The sequence below is a fragment of the Cognataquiflexum aquatile genome (genome assembly GCF_003316845.1).
GTDB lineage: Bacteria > Bacteroidota > Bacteroidia > Cytophagales > Cyclobacteriaceae > Cognataquiflexum > Cognataquiflexum aquatile.
This window is the reverse complement of the sequence record NZ_QMIK01000003.1, coordinates 242,280-260,627: the sequence shown is the minus strand read 5'-3', so window position 1 is coordinate 260,627 and position 18,348 is coordinate 242,280. Positions and strand designations below refer to the sequence as shown.

The window sequence follows — 18,348 nt, the reverse complement described above, 5'->3', positions numbered from 1 at the left end:
ATGATATTGATCGCTGATAGTGGTGCAAGCAAGACTGACTGGAGAGTAATTAACCAAAATGGCGAAATCAGTCAACATAGAGGTATTGGTTTTAATCCCAATTACCAAACAACCGAAGAAATGGCCAATGAACTTCAGGACAATTATTTATTAAACCTGAGGGACCATATCGACACCATCTATTTCTATGGCGCCGGATGCTCTTCACAAAAAAACAGACTTCAAGTAACAAATGCGCTTCGGGGTGTTTTCAAAAATGCCGACATCAATGTTGACCATGACCTCATGGCAGCAGCTAGGGCTACCTGCGGTAACCAACCCGGCATTGCCTGCATTTTGGGAACAGGATCTAACAGTTGTGATTATGATGGTGAAATTATCATCAACAAAAGACCAGCCCCGGGATATATCCTCGGTGATGAGGGTGGAGGCGCATATATAGGAAGGAAATTTCTACAGGATTTTATTCATGAAGAAATGCCCAATAAACTGAGGGAAAAGGTAATTGACAAATTCCAACTTGATACCCAGACCATCATCGAAAATGTCTATCAAAGACCTTTTCCCGGAAGGTATATGGCGAGTTTTTGCAGGTTTATATCTGAACATACCGCCGATCCCTATTGCTACCTGCTTTATTACAATTCATTTCAGGATTTTTTCAAAAAAACCGTCATGAAATATGATGATTACAAAAAAAAACCTGTGAGTTTCGTCGGCTCTATTGCTTTCTATAACAGTGACATCCTGAGAAATGCCGCTTATGACACTGAAATTCAGGTCAACCTTATTTTGGAAGGACCAATTGCAGGATTAACCCTTTATCACAAAGAATTACTATGAATACTACCGAAAGCAACTCGCTCCATGACAATCTGGAGCAGATGGATATCCTTTCTTTATTAGAAAAAATCAATGAGGAAGATAAAAAAGTCGCATTTGCTGTCGAAAAACAAATCAAAGAAATAGAAGCCCTAGTAGAACAGATCGTTCCAAGAATGAAAAAAGGCGGTAGACTTTTTTATATCGGGGCAGGTACAAGTGGAAGACTTGGAATCCTGGATGCTTCAGAATGCCCTCCAACTTATGGCGTACCCCATGATTGGGTGGTAGGTATCATTGCGGGCGGGGATTCTGCCATCAGAAAAGCAGTTGAAAATGCGGAGGATGATCCCGACCAAGCATGGATTGACATCCAAAAGTTCGGGTTCAACAAAGAGGATACAGTCGTAGGAATTGCCGCATCAGGGTCGACACCTTACGTAATCGGAGGTGTCAAGGCCGCAAGAAAAGCAGGATTGCTCACAGGATGTATTACTTGCAACAGTGATTCCCCTCTTTCCAAAGAGGTCCAATTCCCCATCCAGGTCGTTGCCGGTCCGGAATTTGTCACAGGAAGCACACGGATGAAAGCAGGTACAGCCCAAAAACTGGTGCTGAATATGATTTCCACAACGACAATGATCAAACTGGGAAGGGTGAAAGGCAACAAAATGGTGGATATGCAACTTTCCAACAAAAAGCTAGTCAACAGAGGAATCCGCATGATAATGGAATCAACAGGCAGCCCTGAGGATGAAGCCAAGGAAATGCTTTTGAAATATGGATCCGTACGTTCCGCAGTAGAGGCCTTTTTCCAAAAGAGTGGAACCGGACTCTGATTATAATCTAACTTTTCTTATCTTTGCATCCCTTTTAAATTCAGCGACTTAGTACCTGAATCAAAAAGATTACATCTTAATACAGCAGAGATGCTGCAACACAATGAAAAAAGACAATAACAGAAGTTCGGGCTCAAGAAACGATGACAGCCCAAAGCCCTACAAGGGAGGAAACTTCGGAGGAAAAAAGAGCTATTCTGACAAAAAAGATTTCGGTGGTTCTAAGCCAACCGGAGAAAGAAAATTTGACAAAAAACCTGGTTATTCCAAAGGCGAAGGTTCACCCCGCCCTTACGGAGACAAAGGTAAATTTGAAGGGAAAAAAGATTATTCCGACAAAAAGGAATTCAGAGGACCAAAACCAGACGGAGAAAGAAACTTTGACAAGAAACCTGGTTATTCCAAAGGCGAAGGTTCATCCCGACCTTATGGAGACAAAGGTAAATTTGAAGGGAAAAAAGACTATTCCGACAAAAAAGATTTCAAAAGCTACAAGCCTGACGGAGAAAGAAATTTTGACAAGAAGCCAGGATATTCCAAAGGCGAAGGTTCATCCCGTCCTTATGGAGACAAAGGTAAATTTGAAGGGAAAAAAGACTATTCTGATAAAAAGGAATTCAGAGGTTCCAAGCCTGACAGAGAAAGAAAATTCGACAAAAAGCCGGGTTATTCTAAAGGTGAAGGTTCGCCCCGACCTTACGGAGACAAAGGAAGATTCGAAGGAAATAAAGACTATTCCGACAAAAAGCCTTTTTCCAAATCCCAAAGTGAAAGACCTGAGAGAAGGTTTGGAAGCAGAAGTGATTCACCAATAGGCGGCAAAAGAACTGAGGAATTTGATGAATTTGAGGACTTCAATGAAACATCCAAAAATAAAGGTCCAAGAAAACCAAGATTGGATGAGGAGAGATCAGCAAGAAGGGCAGAAAACAGAAATGATTTTCCAAGGTTAGAACGCCGTACTATTCCTAACAAAGACGAAGAAGAATTTGAGGGTGTCAGGGATCTTTCTGAAAAGAAAGGACCAAAAAAGTCAAGATATGATGGGCAATTTCCTGAAAGGAAAAAAGAAATCCCGACTGAAACATCACCTGAAAATCAGGATTACAAAAAATCAGACAGATTTTCAAAAGACGACAAACCTGCATTTGGAAAAAGAAATGCTGAAGGAGGATTAAATAAAAAACCTGCTGCAGAAGAAGATTTTAAAAGCGTGTATCGTGGAAGAGGAAAGGATGAAAAACCTATTTATGAAAAAATCCTTAAATCCGATCTCCCAAAAGAAACTGGATTTCAAAAGAAGATTAGAAAACCATTTACTGACGACATCTCAGGAGAAAGACCCAACTACAATTTTGAAAAATTAGAGAAGAACCATAATCCTAAAGTACAGTCAGATTCACTCAGGTTGAATAAATTCATCGCCAACTCAGGAATATGTTCAAGAAGAGAAGCGGATGTTTTGATCCAACACGGAGAAATCCAGGTCAATGGCGAGGTAATCAAAGAATTGGGCTACAAGGTAAACAGGACCGACAAGGTAATCTATAAAGGAAAAAACATCAATCCGGAGAAGCCTGTCTATTTGCTTTTGAACAAGCCAAAGGATTTTATCACCACTACGGAAGATCCGATGGATAGGAAAACGGTCATGCACCTCATTTCCAATGCCTGTGAAGAAAGGGTTTTTCCAGTTGGAAGATTGGATAGGAATACGACCGGGCTGTTACTGTTTACCAACGACGGTGAACTTTCAGCGAAGCTTTCCCATCCTTCCAATAATGTCAAGAAAATCTACCAGGTCACATTAAACAGGCCTCTAACCGCCAATGACGAAAAGGAAATCCTTGAAGGGATAACCTTAGAAGACGGACCTGCTAAAGTTGATGACATGCAGGTGCTTTCCAAAGACCGAACCATCTTAGGATTGGAAATTCACCTTGGTAGAAACAGGATTGTGAGAAGGATATTTGCACACTTTGGATATGAAGTAGAGGCTTTGGACAGGGTTATTTTTGCCGGGTTGGATAAAAAAGATCTTCCAAGAGGCAAATACAGATTTCTTTCCGAAAAAGAAGTCATTCAGTTGAAATACTTTCTTTAATCAATAGAAAGCAAAAAAATAAGGCCTTGGAGATATCCAAGGCCTTTCTTTTTGTTGGTTTAGCTATCAAATTTACTTTACGGCTAACAATTCCGCAAAACCGTCACTGCTTCTCACATAGAATTCCACCCTTGCACCTGCATTTAGATACTGGAATTTGTAGAGTTTTTGAAATCCAATTGAATTGTCAACTTTCTCCTCGTGGACCAATTTGTCATTTTCAAATATCAAAACAGATAGATCAGAAGGAAGAAGTGCATTTACCAGCAACTTGTAGCTGTTTCCTTCGATTTTTTCAAGTTTGGTATAGACCAAAGGAGATGATGCTACGGTCTCATTAAGATCCATTTGGAGTTGGTCCACAACCACATTATTTTCATAAACTTCCATGGAGTACACTCCTGCTTTAAGTTTTGAAAAATCATAATACTTCGCAAAGGCGTTTTCAGAAACAATTTTGTCCTTTTGGACAAGGAAATTGTTTTCGTCAAAAATCTTCACCGTTACTGTTTTAGCTTGGTTCAGGCCATACATGAGCTTAACTTTGCTTTCGTCCACTTTTCTAAGTGTTACCGGGGATTTTGCAGTTTTCTCAGAACCTGCCTCGTTTGCCATAGCGCTTACTGAAACGCTTGCAGCAAGAATCATTGTTGCAATGAATGCTTTCATAGTAATAAAATTTAGTTGGTTTAAGAAATTTTTTATAAGGTTACCTCTGCTGGATTTCTCCTTTATTAAACAATCTGAGGTCGGTTACTCGGGGGTGAGTTGAAGCCGTTTTGTATTTGACTTCGATACAAACATAGATAGAATGCTGATTCATTGCAAATAATTTAACAAAAAATAATTTTATTGCGATTTTGGCAATGAAATAAAATAATTTTTAATGATTCAATAATTAGGTTTTATTTCTTCGGAATCGATGTCATTTGGTGCTGAAGAGTTGCATTTCTCAAAAAAACCAAATAAAATTTTTTTATGTATAGACATATAAAAATCAAAAAGAATAACTTTCAAATACCTCCAAAATTAAAAAAAGAGCAAAGTAAGTCTACTTTGCTCTTTGAAAGTCAATAAATTTGAAATCTTTTTTGCTTTATTTTATCCCTTTTCCTGCTTCTGCCAAAGACTTGGAGTCAAAATTTCCAAGCAATTCAACGACCATAAGGTCACCTTCTTTGTCATTTAAGAGGACTACGACATCGCTGATCATCCTATCTCCTTTGGTAAAAATCAAAACTCCGTTTCCTTTATCTGATGTTTCCATCATCAATTCATACTTTTCTTTTTCCAAAGCTTTATGAAGTGTTTTGAACTCTGCCTGACCTGTGGGGCTGTTTTCAGGGAGTTTGAAAAGTTTGACCCTTTCCAGGGATTTGACGATACCTTCTACTTTGGCTTCATCCAATTTCACATTGAATCCTTCGGCGAAGTTCATAAAGTTGCCTCCTATGTCCATATGAAAGAAATCCTCATTGGCTTTGTACTTTTGGTAAAGTGCATCCACACTTTTGCTTTGGGAATAGGCCATATGTGCGAACATGGCAAGGAAGATAATCAAGGGTAGTTTTTTCATTGGTTTATGGTTTATCTATTTCTTTTTATTTCCGTTTTGGTATTCCTTCATTCCGGGCATGTTGGTCTTTTCAGCGAGAATGTTAAGGTCTTGGTAAGTAAAATTTCCCAACATACTCAGCAAGGTGAAACTTTCGCCTGAACCGGATATCATCAATAATTCCTTGACCAAACCATTTTCTTCCCTCACCATAAACTTGACATTGGACCCTTTGTCAGCCACATCCATCAAATCCTCATATTTGTTTTTATTAAGCGTCGCCATGGCTTCCTGATAGAGGTTTTTGCCGTTAGGAGTATCTGTAGATAAGATCCTGATTCCTCTGACTTTGGATATCAACTCCCCTAAATCCTCCGCCTCCTGATCTGAATCCTCGCTGGCGGATTTCAGAAATCCACCGGCCATCTGCATCATTTTTGGGCTGATATACACCCTGGAAAAATTCTCATCCTCCATATATTTGGAAAAGAATTTAGTGATCGCATCATCCTGAGCCTGAACTCCTGTTACCAAGAGGGTCATTATGATCATTGGAATTATTCTTTTTATCATTGCCTTTCTTCTTTAATATTGAAAATCTCTTGGGTGGTATTCAAATGCCTCATTTCCTCCATGGCACCGAGGCTTTCAGTACCTTTTTGCATATTGGTTTGAATCAGGTTAAAAGCCTGCATTACTTGCTCAAAGGCCTCTCTTTCGGCTTTCTTCACTTGGTACCTATATATTGCAGATCCCACTGCGAGAAAGATGATAAACAAAGCTGCTATTTTAAGCCAATGAAATGTTGGCTTTCTAATCTTGTTTTTTAATTCAAATTCATTGGGCTGTATTGCGGAAACTATGTCAATTCCCAAAAAGAACTTCTTTTCCTCTTCAAAGCCTTCCTCATTTTGTAGAAGGTTTTTGATTTCTCTTTCTTCTTCAAGGGTAGTTTCGCCTTCCCAATATTTTTCCAATAATGAGCTTAACCTATTTTCCATTTTTCTGCTGCATCAAATAATCCTTCAATGTCTTTCTTGCCCTGTGCAAATTGACCTTCACCTGATCCAATGAAATCTCGAGGTACTCCCCGATTTCCTCATACGTCAATCCTTCTACCTCTCTCAACTGAAATATTTCCCGTTGCTTTTCAGGAAGTGATTCCAAAAACCTAAAAACCATCTTCACTTCCTTACTTCTATCGTGATTTTCTTCTTCATTTGATTCAATATCAAAATCTCCTATGGAATCAAACTTTTTTGAAACCCGAAAGTGCTGAAGGCTTTCATTTTTCAGACTTCTCACCATCCATCCGGTAGGATTTTCCATTTTTTGAAGCTCATCTTTTCTCAACCATGCTTTTTCAAAAACTGCCTGTAATACATCCTGAGCTACTTCTCTGTCTTTGACCCAGAGAAAAGCCATACGATACAGTTTGTTTTTTAGCGACCAGATGTGTGCTTCAAAAAAAGTCTTCATTCAGGTAGATGATGATCGGGAAATTGGAATGTTACAGCAATTTGGAAAAAAAACTGAACTTTAGATTAAATTTAAATTAGACAATAAATAGTATGCATGCCTACTATTTATTATTTTGCAATGCAAAGTTTCAATAAATGAAAACCAATCATAACCTTAAAAAACATCAATTGGGCATAAAAAAAGCCCTGAAATATTCAGGGCTTGTGGTGATAAGTGGACTCGAACCACCGACTCACGGATTTTCAGTCCGATGCTCTACCAACTGAGCTATATCACCGATTCCGTTAAAGTGATGCAAATGTAGGTAATTGAAACATTGATCCAAACCATTTGATTAAAAAATTTAGACTAAACCCAACCCAAAAACGCTAATACAAACAATATGAGCATTTTACCCCAAGTAATTTTTCTCCTTGTTTTTGCGGTAGCAGGCTACATTCTTTTCAAAAGAATTAGCTTCCTCCGAAGAAACATTTTCCTAGGAAAAAGAGAGACTAGAAATGACCTCCCGGATCAACGATGGAAGACCATGCTATTGGTAGCATTTGGACAACAGAAAATGTTCAAAAAGTTTACTCCGGCTATTTTGCACTTGATGATATATGTGGCTTTTGTCATCATTAATCTAGAAGTGTTGGAATTTGTAATTGACGGGATATTCGGAACGCACAGGGTTTTTGCTCCTTTCCTAGGATCAGCCTATGGAGTGGCAATGAATATTTTTGAGTTTCTGGCCATAGCCGTGTTGGTTTCTTGTGTTGCCTTTTTGATCAGGAGAAATGTCATGAAGGTCGAGCGCTTCACCAAACCTGAATTGAACGGTTGGCCTGCCATGGATGCCAATCTCATTCTGGTCATCGAAATCATTTTGATGTTTGCCATTCTCACCATGAATGCTACAGATCAAATCCTGGCTTCCCGCGGAGTTCCGCATTATACGCTTTTGAATGGATTGTTTTTCAGCAGTTTCCTTCAGTCAATTTTTCAAGGAATGTCTGACAGCACTTTGGTATTTATTGAGCGGTTTGCATGGTGGTTTCATATAGTAGGTATTCTGGCTTTCGCAGTTTATGTGACCTATTCCAAGCATTTGCATATTTTCCTGGCATTCCCCAACACTTGGTATTCCAACCTCAAGCCCAAAGGTGAAATGAAAAATATGCCTGAGGTGACCAATGAAGTCAACATGATGCTCGGAATAGCTACTGATACAAGCGCAGAACCTCCTGCTGAGATCGGAAGATTTGGAGCCAAAGACATCAATGACCTCAGTTGGGTCAATGTCATGAATGCCTACAGCTGCACTGAGTGCGGTCGCTGTACAGCAGAGTGTCCTGCCAATATCACCGGCAAAAAGCTTTCTCCTAGGAAAATCATGATGGATGTGCGGGACCGGGCAGAAGAAGTGGGGAAAAGCATGGACTCAGGTGGCCCTGGATTGGCTGACGGCAAATCACTGCTTGGGGATTATATCAGCAAAGAAGAAATAAATGCCTGTACTTCCTGCAATGCGTGTGTTGAAGCTTGTCCGATCAATATAGATCCGCTGTCTATCATTCTTCAGATGAGAAGGTATGTATCCATGGAAGAATCCGCAGCGCCTGCACAATGGAATTCCATGTTTCAGAATATGGAAACGGCCTTTTCTCCATGGAAATTCCCTCCTTCTGACAGGTTTAATTGGGCAGAAAAAGTAAAAAATGAAGAAATTAAGGAGAATTGAGACTTGAGACTAGAGATTTGAGATTTTGCCCCTTAGGTTTTTAAATTCTTGAATCCCAAACAACTTGTTCAAATTTCCATTGCGCAATTTCACCACTTATCAATCAAAAATTCTAATTGAAATACGTTCTAATAATTCATTCTTGATTTCAATGTATTGTTTCTCTGATCTCGTTTCTTGTTTCTAAGGTCTCATATCTCACATCTCATCCCGATAGCTATCGGGACTAACATCTAATTAATGTCAACATATAAAGTACCAACCATGGCCGAAATGGCCTCTACCGGGGAAACCCCAGAAATACTTTTTTGGGTAGGTTGCGCAGGTTCGTTCGACGAACGATACAAAGCCGTAACCCAAGCTTTTGTCAAAATTTTGAATAAAGTGGGGGTAAGTTTTGCAGTACTCGGACCCGAAGAAGCGTGCACCGGTGACCCTGCTAGAAGGGCAGGAAATGAGTTCCTGTTCCAGATGCAGGCAGTTTCCAATATTCAGGTGATGAATGCCTATGAAGTCAAAAAGGTGGTGACGGCTTGTCCCCATTGCTTCAATACTATCAAAAATGAATATCCTGCCCTTGGCGGAAACTATGAAGTCATCCACCATTCCCAATTTCTCCAACAACTGATCAATGAAGGGAAAATCGTCCTTCAAGGTGGCGGGGAGTTCAAAGGCAAGAAAATCACTTTTCACGATTCCTGTTATCTTGGGAGAGCAAATGATGTCTATGAAGCACCCCGTGATGTCATCAGGGCATTGGATGTAGAACTTGTAGAAATGAAGCGCTGCAAGACCAAAGGGCTGTGCTGTGGAGCCGGAGGTGCACAAATGTTTAAAGAGCCTGAGCCCGGAAGGAAAGATATCAATGTGGAAAGAGCAGAAGAAGCCTTGGCAACAGGAGCTACCACCATAGCCGTTGGCTGTCCTTTTTGCCTGACGATGATGTCCGACGGTGTCAAGAATAAAGAGAAAGAAAATGAAGTAAAAGTCTATGACCTGGCAGAAATGCTGGCCAAGGACATGGGCATCTGAAAACATGAAAATTCCGAATCAAAACCCCAAGTTTAAAATTTGGGGTTTATTTTTGACTTTTGTTTGATTAAAAGAACCAATTTCTCAAAAATTACCGTTAGGTTAAAGAAATAAAAGCAGTCCGAAATACTTTACTGTAAATGCTAACCGACAATAATCATGTACAAGCCATTTGATCAGATGCCTTCCAATGCCAGAATCTGGACATATACCTCAAACAGAAGATTGGACAAAAGCGAATTGGAGATTCTATCTTCGAGATTGTCTGCTTTTTGCGAGCAATGGAATACGCATGGTGCATTGATGCCCACTTCCTTTGAAATCCGGTTTGATCAAGTCATCATTTTGGCAGTGGATGAAAGTCAGTTAGGAGCAAGTGGCTGCTCGATAGACTCTTCAGTCAGAGTTTTGAGGGACATTGAAAATGAATTGGACATCGACCTGCTCAATCAGGGGAAAGTTTCATTTATCAAAAGTGAAGGAGACTTGGAAGTAAATCCTATCCTCGGTATCAAATCAAAAGTAACAGAAGGAATCCTTCAGGCCGAAACAATCGTATTGAATCCTGTAGTGAAAAACAAGGCCGATTTGGAGAATAATTGGAAAATCAAGGCAAAAGAATCCTGGCTGAACAAATTCTTTGAGAATTAATTTTGATAAAAATCCTATATTTAAAACATTAAGAAAACATTCCAAAATAACTATGAAGCGAATTGCTTTATTTCTTGTTTTGATACCCATATTGCTAGGCGCTTGCACTAGCATGTACCAAAAAGGCCAAAACCAGTTTCAGTCAGGTGAATATCAAGTTGCTATCAACACTTTTTCGAAGATTCTTGAAAAAGAACCGGAAAACAAGCAGGCTAATTTTTATGTAGCAGAAAGCTACCGGCTATCCAACAGGATAGAAGAATCCAAAGCTTATTATGAAAAACTGGCTTCAGAAGAGGAAACTTACGAGACATTTTTCAGGCTAGGACAAAGTCTAAAAAGCCAAGGTGAATATGAACAGGCAATATCCGCATTTGAGAAAGCCAAGGGACTGACTCTTGATGATAAAAACCTTCAACTTGTAGAACTTGAAATTTCCAATCTCAAAAAAATCAGTGAAATCCAGAATTATTGGGAATTCATGCAGGTGGAAAATTACAAGTTATTGAATACACCGCTTGCTGAATATTCTCCGGTTGTGAACGATGGTTTCCTATATTTTACCAGCAACAGACAAAGCAGTGGCATATATGCTTCCACCGGAACACCATATTTAAAAATGTTCCGTACCAGAGCGGAAGGAATCAAAGTCGATGTGCAAAGTGTGCAACAGCTTCCCGAATTCCGGAATGAGGAGAACCTAAACCAAGGTTCCATGGCCGTCAGTCCTGATGGAAATACCTTGATCTATGCTAGGGCGAATTCAACCTCCACAAAAGACCTTCCCGATGTTCATTTGTTTGTTTCCTATTTCCGTGGCGGAGGATATACCCAACCGATTTGGATGCCTGTCAATGAAGATGAGTTTTATTATAATACCACACCAGCATTCAGTCCTGATGGTAATGAGCTTTATTTTGCTTCCAATAGACCGGACGGCAAAGGTGGCCAAGACCTCTACAAAGCGACTAAACTTGCCAACGGAGATTTTGGAAATGCAGTGAATATGGGAAACCAAATCAATACTCCCGGCAATGAAATGTTTCCTTATATCGCTTCAGACGGCAAGATCTTTTTTGCCTCAGATGGCCACGCCGGTTTTGGGAAAATGGATCTCTTTGTAGCAGAAAGGACGGATAAGGGTTGGGAAGTGAAAAATCTAGGCTCAAACATCAATTCAGTGGCAGATGATTTTGGAATCTTTTTTTCCAAATATCCGACAGAAGGATTCCTATCTTCCAATAGGGAAGGAGGTTTGGGAGATGACGACATTTATTTCTTTGAAGACAAAACACCGAAACCAAAAATCGTCAATGTTTTTCTTAACGTGACCACAAAAGAGAAAAAGGATGACGGAACCGAAGTTATTTTGCCACAGACAAGGGTTGTATTGTATGACGGCGCAAATAAAAACGTTGGGGGGGATTTCTCAAACCAAAACGGAAGACTGAGATTTACATTGGCACCTGAAGCCAATTTCTCCATCATCGCCTCCAAAAGCGGCTATTTCAGCAAAAGCATAACTTACACTACCATTGGCAAGACACCAAAACCACAAGATCTGATTCAAGAAGTCACCAATATCACCCTTGACACCACGGTAGTATTGGATGCTTTGATTTTGGAAAGGTCAATAGTGCTCGAAAATATTTATTATGACCTTGACAAAGCGGATATCCGTGCCGATGCAGCATTGGAGTTGGATAAATTGGTCAAGATCCTGAAAGACAATCCAAGCATCAGGATCGAATTGAGTTCGCATGCTGATGCACGTGCAACAGATGAGTATAACGATGCGCTGACACAAAGAAGGGCTGAATCAGCAGTGGCTTACCTTGTTTCACAGGGAATAGATGCGAGCAGGTTAGTAGCCAAAGGTTATGGCAAGCGACAGTTGATTATCGCAGATGCCCAAACTGAAGAAGAACATCAGACCAATAGAAGAACAGAATTCAAAGTAATTGAAATCAAGGAATAAAACATTTTGCAACAAGAATTCCATTGACATAAAAAAAGGAGAGGGTTGACCTCTCCTTTTTTCGTTTATGTCGGATTAATTATCATTCCAATCAGATGGATAGGTAATCAAAATTTGAATTTATTTGCAACCTTCTTTCCTTCGGGTATCGATGATATAAGTGATTTTCCAACCTTCTGTTATTTTGATCAATTGGAATGAATTGACTCCGCAGTGGCTGAAATTGTCATTGACATAAAATTCATAAGGTGTCCAAGCCGCTGCCATGTCCCCGTCGACTTTAATCTGATAGTCCATAATCCGTTCGTCCAAGATCGTAGTGGCTGGAGAGGAGGCAATCCTGGTTACAAAATCCGCTACCGAGTTAGATCCCAATTCAGATCCGTTTTCTCCACTTTTCACAGTCTGCATAGTCGCATCGGGATGGAAAGCTGCTTTTATCAAGTCGGTATTTTTTGACTTCATTCCCTCAAACATCGAGGCAATCACTTGTCTGACTTCCTCATTTTGCTGCGCAAAAAGGGAAGTTGCTGAAAGTGAAAATATAATCAGCGAGGCAATAAATATCCTTTTCATTTTTTCTTGATGCTACCTCCTGTACCTGTTTTGACATTAACCTCCGTTGGATTGCCGTCGTACACAATTTTGGCGGCTGTTGCCAAAGAACCGTTGATGGAAGATGTCGCCGTAAAGCTGATGCTTGCTGTGGTATTGCCGAGCACGTTTACATTTTCTGCAACAAGGTTCATCCCATCGATCTGCGCATTGGTATAGGCATTTGCTTCCAATTGGCCGACTTTCCCTTTGATAAAGATCCGGGAATTTGTGGCAGCTTCCAGGTTTAGCTTTTCAGCATCTACCATTGCTTCCAAATAAGCATTATTGGAAGAAGCCAAATAAGCCTCTTGGGCTTCAATTTTACTTTTGGCAACTACCTGTGCACTTGAAGTGGCTTCAATTCCCTGAATATCCACATAAGTCACTACCACTTTTACAGAATGGTTTCTATAATTTCCCCTGGCAAGCCTCACTTCCAGTGCATCACCCACCACTGAAGTCTCCACTTTTCCCACGTCTATCCCGCTTGCAGTAATATCTACTTTGTTCTCATCTCCTTTGACCAATTCTGCTTTGATAGAATTGGAAACTTTTACCACATTGAATTCCCTCAAAGGTCTGGAATCACTTTGAGTTTGTGCATTTGTAAATCCTACAAAAGCAATCAAGGCAATTAGAATGAGTTTAATCTTCTTTTTCATATTTAGTGTTAGGTTTAGATTCCTCCATATAATTTGAAAGTCATGTTTCGAAGCGATGGGTTATTGACTGCATAGTGCATTGCCTCGGCTATTTCGGCTGTCCCCACCCACTTCGTAAAGTCCGCATCAGGCATTGATTCTCTATTTGCCGGCGTATCAATCGTACTCGGTACAAAAACATGCGCCCTGATCTTAGTATTTTTGACATCCTCTGCCACATAATTGGCAAGTTCTACCACAAGTCTCTTACTCAAAGCATAAGCCACAACGTTTTTTGCATCTTCAGGTTGCAGGGCAGGCCTCGCTCCTACAAATAAAAAATCGCCAAAGTCAGCTTTTTTCATCAAAGGCAAAAAACTTTTTACCATAGTAAAAGCAGAATAAAAATTGAGTTTGATCATTTTATCCAAATCCTCAAGACCTGTATGCTCAATGTCTCCCATGGCAAAACCTCCAACCAATAAGCAGATCGCATCCACCTCTCCATATTGCATGATATAATCATTTGCAAAGTCTTTGACCGCATGTTCATCTGTGACATCTACTTCATAGACATCGTCGGCTTCCTCTACCGTCTCTCCTGTACCGGGCAAAACTGTAGCAATCACCTTATATCCTTCCCGCTTAAATTTTTCAACGACTGCCTTGCCTAAGTTTCCTGCTGCGCCCGTTATAATTAAATTCCTTTCCATGAATCAAACTTTTTTTTGTTTCTATTACTTTTACCAAAATTAGCCTATATTTTTCTTTTCTATGGAAATACAAAAATCCCTGATCCAAACCATTGAGTCCAAAAAGAAAAGGGTCTTTATCCTGAAGCTGGTCATCTATCTGATATTCCTTCTAGGGGCAAAATTCATTCCTGAAGTCCAATTTTACCTTTCCAAATTTTCCGGCCTGAACAGTATCCACAGGGCAATCCTGTTTTTATTGGGCGGCAATATCCTAATTTCACTTGGAAGAATATTCACGGCCCGCATTTACTTAAGGAAAACCATGGATGAAAAGGTTCACGGAAATTTCCTGATTGGCATAACCTGGATTTCGAATATACTCAATTCAGTGGTTTTTGTCATTGCTTTGATGCTAGCTTTTGATATCCAGCCCTTGGAATTTTTGACAAGCTTGACCATAGTGGCAGCGGCGATTGCCATTCTTACCAAAGATTATGTCAACAACATCATCAATGGTTTGATCATCATGTTCACCGATCAGTTTTCTCTCGGCGATACCATCAAAATCGGCGAAAACACAGGTGTCATCGAGGACATCACCCTTCTGAATGTAGTGATCAAAAAAGACGACGGATACAAAACCATTATCCCAAACAACCTTGTTCTTGGCGTTCAGGTGACCAATTTAAGCAGGCTGGACCATAGAAAAGTCGATTTTCAAATGGAATTACCTTATCATCTAAAATTCAGCCTTGCCGAAATTGAATCAAATCTGGTTGCAGGATTTGAAAAAAGGATCAAGAAAAAAGAGGTGGCCAATATTAAAGTGGAATTGATCGCCATTCAGAAGGAAGTGTTTACCATCAAAGTTTCGCTCGAATCCTCATTGACCAAAGAGAATCAAATTAAATCCGAATTGCATCAGTCACTTTTAAATCTTTTGAATGAAAACTGAGAAGGAAAATTATTTTGACCTTGTTTACCAGGTTGTCCGACTGATCCCAAAGGGAAAAGTAACTTCGTATGGGGTCATTGCAAATTACCTGGGACTGAAAAGCGGGGCGAGGATGGTCGGCTATGCCATGAACGCCTGTCATGCCCAACCTGATGTACCCGCACATCGCGTAGTCAACAGAAATGGATTGCTGACAGGAAAGCACCATTTCTCTCCGCCCGAAAGAATGCAACAGCTTTTGGAATCCGAAGGAATCAGGATTGTGAATGATAAAATACAGGATTTCGAAAAACATTTTTGGAGTCCCAATGAAATAAAATTAGAAGATTAAATGCTCTTTTTTAAGGCATTTGAGCGTATTATTCGTTTTTTTCACAGATTTTTTACCCAGTTGGCACAAAAGTGTATGCTTTTTGCAATATCTATTCAAAAGCAATAGAATATGGAAACAGCATTGAAAAGTCACATCGCAGAAAACCTCCGAAAACACAGGGTCTTGAGAGGCTATACCCAGGAATATATCGCCGAGTACTTAGGCAAAAAGGACTATACTGCTTATTCAAGGTACGAACAGGGCAGGTCTAACCTCAAAATGGAAGATGCCATCAGGCTTGCAGACTTATATGAAGTAGATGTGCAGGAATTGATTTCAAAAATCCCTTCTGTCAACCACATTCAAGATTCTCAAAAAAAACAAAGCGGTCTGGTTTCCATTTTGGTTGATCTGGACGGAAGCTCCGGAAAATTGGAAAGCAACATCCAAAGATTAAAGAAAATCAACGACCTGATCGCAAAACAGGAGCTTTGATTATTTTTTTCTCACAAAATATAATCCTGTAAACATGAGGAGGCCATTGAGGATCAAAACCTCAAAGCCAAACTTGTAGCCCCACAATAATTGCTGTGAATTTTGGCTGATGGCAAATGCCAACAAAGGCGCTGCCACAGCAAGATAGGGCACAAACCTGTCCCGGACTTCCCATTTGGTAAACAATCCAAATGCATATAACCCGAGCAGTGGCCCATAGGTATATCCGGCTATGATGAAGACTGAGTTGATGACGCTTTGGTCGTTGATCCACTTGAACATCAATATGGCCAAAAACATCAAAGCTGTAAATCCGATATGGACTTTTTTACGCACGGAGACTTGCTTTTCCTTTTCGTATCTTTTTTCTATTTCGAGAAAATCATAACAAAAAGAGGTAGTCAATGCTGTCAATGTAGAATCGGCACTAGAATATGCTGCCGCAATTATTCCCAGAATAAAAATTATCCCAACAAACTCGCTGAAATAGGAAGTGGCGAGCAAAGGATATAAATCATCTGATTTGGTCGGGATAGGAATTCCGTTGGTCTCGGCATAGATATAAAGAAGTACGCCCAAACACAAAAAGAGCAGGTTGACAACAACCAATGTGATGGTAAACCAAAACATGTTTTTCTGTGCATCCTTGAGGTTACGGCAAGTCAGGTTTTTCTGCATCATGTCCTGGTCCAATCCCGTCATCACGATGGTGATAAACGCACCGGATGCAAATTGCTTGAAAAAATTAGTGCCCGATTTCCAATCCCAATTGAATATCTCAGACCTGGGGTCATCGGCAATAGTACCGACAAATTGCTTGATACTCAAAATTCCCAAGTCTTTACCGATCAGATATATGCTCAATACTACAGCCGCCAGCAAAAAAAATGTCTGGAGGGTATCTGTCCAAACAACAGTTTTGATCCCACCTTGGAAAGTATACAGCCATATCAATGAAACTGTAATCAATACCGAAACCCAAAACGGAATTCCCAAACTGTCAAACAGGGCCAATTGCAGTACCCCTGCGACAAGGAAAACCCGGATGGAGGAACCTAAAGTCCGTGACAGGATGAAGAAAAAAGCTCCTGTTTTATAAGACCAAAAGCCAAACCGTGTTTCCAGATAGGCATATATGGAGACAAGGTTTAGCCTGTAATAGAGCGGAAGCAAGACTTTGGCAATGACAAAATATCCCAAAGTATACCCCAAGACAACCTGAAAATAGTGAAAGCTTGTATTGCCCACTTCCCCCGGAACAGAAATAAAAGTCACTCCCGATAGAGAGGCCCCGATCATCCCAAAAGCTACCAAAAACCACGGCGATTGTCTGTCTCCTGTAAAAAAAGTGTCTTTGGATACATTTCTTGAAGTAAACCAAGATATCAAGAACAAGAGCGCAAAATATATTGTTAAGACAATTAATACTAACTTTGGGTCCATAGTGGCTTAAGGGTAGAATTCGCTAAATTGCCCATAATTATTAAATTTGCAAAATGAATTACCATACACAGGCATATCCCATGTTGGAAGAGGTCGAAGTCCTTTTGGAGGAACTGATCGACATAGACGAATGCGAATTGGTGGTGTTTAATGATGATATCAATACTTTTGAACACGTAGCCAAGATCCTCATCAAAGTATGTCAGCATACCCCTGAACAAGCTGAACAGTGCACGCTGATCATTCACTACAAAGGAAAATGTTCTGTCAAAAAAGGCAGCCGTACCAAATTGAAACCCATGTGCGAGGCGATTTTGGACGCAGGTATCCAAGCTGCCATCGTCTAACCCATCCGGAAAAGTGAATTTCCCCTCCAAACTGATTGAAGAAGCAGTCAATGAAATCAGCCGCCTGCCGGGAATCGGCAAAAAGACGGCGCTCAGACTTGCCCTCCACCTCCTCAAGCAAAAAGAAAACGTCACCGAAGAGCTGACGCGGTCTTTGCTTTCCCTCAGAAAAGACATCAAGTATTGCAGCCTTTGTCACAACATATCCGATGCAGAAGTATGCAGCATCTGTGCGGGAAGAAGAAGGGAAAGGAGTATCATCTGTGTGGTAGAAGACATTCCTGACGTCCTTGCCATCGAAAACACCTCACAATATAACGGTCTTTACCATGTCTTGGGAGGAGTAATTTCTCCTATTCAGGGCATCGGTCCTGATGACCTGAATATCGAATCCCTGATCCAAAGGATTGCCCATACTCCTGAAACTGAAAAAGTAAAGGAAGTTATCCTTGCCTTGCCTGCAACTATGGAAGGCGATACCACCTCATTTTTCATTACCAGAAGGCTCAAGGAATTTGGCATCAAAGTCAGTACCATCGCCCGTGGCATTCCCATCGGCGGAGAATTGGAATATACCGATGAAGTGACCTTGGGAAGGAGTATCCTGACACGTGTAAATTATTCTGCCGAATAGCGATTTTCTTTTGTCTGATCCAAAAGCATTTCTATATTTGCA

21 protein-coding genes and 1 tRNA gene are annotated in these 18,348 nt (G+C 40.3%); 12 read left to right on the top strand and 10 right to left on the bottom strand.

The window, feature by feature from the left end; translation table 11 throughout:
• The 3 genes from DQW11_RS09950 to DQW11_RS22570 all read left to right on the top strand — a co-directional run bounded on the left by DQW11_RS09950 (position 1) and on the right by DQW11_RS22570 (position 3,765).
• Positions 1–843, top strand: coding sequence for an N-acetylglucosamine kinase (locus DQW11_RS09950; RefSeq protein ID WP_113923924.1), 843 nt, complete (start codon positions 1–3; stop codon positions 841–843).
• Positions 840–1,661, top strand: coding sequence for an N-acetylmuramic acid 6-phosphate etherase (murQ, locus tag DQW11_RS09945; protein ID WP_113923923.1), 822 nt, complete (start codon positions 840–842; stop codon positions 1,659–1,661). The genes DQW11_RS09950 and murQ overlap by 4 nt, the downstream gene beginning before the upstream one ends.
• Positions 1,662–1,764: 103 nt before the next feature.
• Positions 1,765–3,765, top strand: coding sequence for a pseudouridine synthase (locus tag DQW11_RS22570; RefSeq protein WP_113923922.1), 2,001 nt, complete (start codon positions 1,765–1,767; stop codon positions 3,763–3,765).
• Between the two features lie 72 nt (positions 3,766–3,837).
• Here DQW11_RS22570 and DQW11_RS09935 read toward each other — a convergent pair whose 3' ends face one another.
• The 6 genes from DQW11_RS09935 to DQW11_RS09910 all read right to left on the bottom strand — a co-directional run bounded on the left by DQW11_RS09935 (position 3,838) and on the right by DQW11_RS09910 (position 7,079).
• A complete protein-coding gene (locus DQW11_RS09935) occupies positions 3,838–4,434 on the bottom strand; it encodes a hypothetical protein (RefSeq protein ID WP_113923921.1) in 597 nt (198 codons plus the stop codon).
• Positions 4,435–4,861: 427 nt separating this feature from the next.
• On the bottom strand, positions 4,862–5,341 hold the full coding sequence (locus tag DQW11_RS09930; RefSeq protein WP_113923920.1) for a DUF4252 domain-containing protein: 480 nt from the start codon (positions 5,339–5,341) through the stop codon (positions 4,862–4,864).
• A gap of 15 nt (positions 5,342–5,356) precedes the next feature.
• Positions 5,357–5,872, bottom strand: a complete 516-nt coding sequence (locus DQW11_RS09925; protein ID WP_232826716.1) for a DUF4252 domain-containing protein — start codon at positions 5,870–5,872, stop codon at positions 5,357–5,359.
• Positions 5,873–5,889: 17 nt separating this feature from the next.
• A complete protein-coding gene (locus tag DQW11_RS09920) occupies positions 5,890–6,321 on the bottom strand; it encodes a hypothetical protein (RefSeq protein WP_113923918.1) in 432 nt (143 codons plus the stop codon).
• On the bottom strand, positions 6,311–6,799 hold the full coding sequence (locus DQW11_RS09915) for an RNA polymerase sigma factor (protein WP_113923917.1): 489 nt from the start codon (positions 6,797–6,799) through the stop codon (positions 6,311–6,313). The genes DQW11_RS09920 and DQW11_RS09915 overlap by 11 nt, the downstream gene beginning before the upstream one ends.
• A gap of 207 nt (positions 6,800–7,006) precedes the next feature.
• Positions 7,007–7,079, bottom strand: a tRNA-Phe gene (locus DQW11_RS09910).
• Between the two features lie 105 nt (positions 7,080–7,184).
• On the opposite strand from DQW11_RS09910, the gene DQW11_RS09905 reads away from it, so the two are divergent.
• The 4 genes from DQW11_RS09905 (at position 7,185) to DQW11_RS09890 (ending at position 12,186) form a co-directional block, all read left to right on the top strand.
• Entirely contained in the window at positions 7,185–8,525 is a 1,341-nt protein-coding gene (locus DQW11_RS09905; RefSeq protein ID WP_113923916.1) for a 4Fe-4S dicluster domain-containing protein, read from the top strand.
• Positions 8,526–8,765: 240 nt separating this feature from the next.
• On the top strand, positions 8,766–9,557 hold the full coding sequence (locus DQW11_RS09900; RefSeq protein ID WP_113923915.1) for a (Fe-S)-binding protein: 792 nt from the start codon (positions 8,766–8,768) through the stop codon (positions 9,555–9,557).
• Between the two features lie 159 nt (positions 9,558–9,716).
• A complete protein-coding gene (locus tag DQW11_RS09895) occupies positions 9,717–10,208 on the top strand; it encodes a hypothetical protein (RefSeq protein WP_113923914.1) in 492 nt (163 codons plus the stop codon).
• A 52-nt stretch (positions 10,209–10,260) separates the two neighbouring features.
• Positions 10,261–12,186 (top strand): OmpA family protein, encoded by a 1,926-nt coding sequence (locus DQW11_RS09890; RefSeq protein ID WP_113923913.1) that lies wholly within the window; start codon positions 10,261–10,263, stop codon positions 12,184–12,186.
• A gap of 120 nt (positions 12,187–12,306) precedes the next feature.
• Here DQW11_RS09890 and DQW11_RS09885 read toward each other — a convergent pair whose 3' ends face one another.
• Genes DQW11_RS09885 through DQW11_RS09875 form a run of 3 tightly spaced genes read right to left on the bottom strand, consistent with a single transcriptional unit; the run spans position 12,307 to position 14,137 of the window.
• Positions 12,307–12,762 (bottom strand): nuclear transport factor 2 family protein, encoded by a 456-nt coding sequence (locus DQW11_RS09885; protein WP_113923912.1) that lies wholly within the window; start codon positions 12,760–12,762, stop codon positions 12,307–12,309.
• A complete protein-coding gene (locus tag DQW11_RS09880) occupies positions 12,759–13,445 on the bottom strand; it encodes a head GIN domain-containing protein (protein WP_113923911.1) in 687 nt (228 codons plus the stop codon). The genes DQW11_RS09885 and DQW11_RS09880 overlap by 4 nt, the downstream gene beginning before the upstream one ends.
• A gap of 14 nt (positions 13,446–13,459) precedes the next feature.
• Positions 13,460–14,137, bottom strand: a complete 678-nt coding sequence (locus DQW11_RS09875; RefSeq protein WP_113923910.1) for an SDR family NAD(P)-dependent oxidoreductase — start codon at positions 14,135–14,137, stop codon at positions 13,460–13,462.
• Between the two features lie 61 nt (positions 14,138–14,198).
• Between DQW11_RS09875 and DQW11_RS09870 the strand changes: the two genes are divergently transcribed.
• The 3 genes from DQW11_RS09870 (at position 14,199) to DQW11_RS09860 (ending at position 15,882) form a co-directional block, all read left to right on the top strand.
• Positions 14,199–15,074, top strand: coding sequence for a mechanosensitive ion channel family protein (locus tag DQW11_RS09870; protein ID WP_113923909.1), 876 nt, complete (start codon positions 14,199–14,201; stop codon positions 15,072–15,074).
• Positions 15,064–15,405, top strand: a complete 342-nt coding sequence (locus tag DQW11_RS09865; protein WP_113923908.1) for an MGMT family protein — start codon at positions 15,064–15,066, stop codon at positions 15,403–15,405. The genes DQW11_RS09870 and DQW11_RS09865 overlap by 11 nt, the downstream gene beginning before the upstream one ends.
• A 111-nt stretch (positions 15,406–15,516) precedes the next feature.
• Entirely contained in the window at positions 15,517–15,882 is a 366-nt protein-coding gene (locus DQW11_RS09860) for a helix-turn-helix domain-containing protein (protein ID WP_113923907.1), read from the top strand.
• On the opposite strand, the gene DQW11_RS09855 is transcribed toward DQW11_RS09860, so the two are convergent.
• On the bottom strand, positions 15,883–17,325 hold the full coding sequence (locus tag DQW11_RS09855) for a sodium:solute symporter (protein WP_113923906.1): 1,443 nt from the start codon (positions 17,323–17,325) through the stop codon (positions 15,883–15,885).
• Positions 17,326–17,378: 53 nt separating this feature from the next.
• On the opposite strand from DQW11_RS09855, the gene DQW11_RS09850 reads away from it, so the two are divergent.
• Positions 17,379–17,672: an ATP-dependent Clp protease adaptor ClpS gene (locus DQW11_RS09850; RefSeq protein WP_113923905.1), complete on the top strand. Its 294-nt coding sequence runs from the start codon at positions 17,379–17,381 to the stop codon at positions 17,670–17,672.
• A gap of 13 nt (positions 17,673–17,685) precedes the next feature.
• Positions 17,686–18,306, top strand: a complete 621-nt coding sequence (recR, locus tag DQW11_RS09845; RefSeq protein ID WP_113923904.1) for a recombination mediator RecR — start codon at positions 17,686–17,688, stop codon at positions 18,304–18,306.
• Positions 18,307–18,348: the final 42 nt, after the last annotated feature.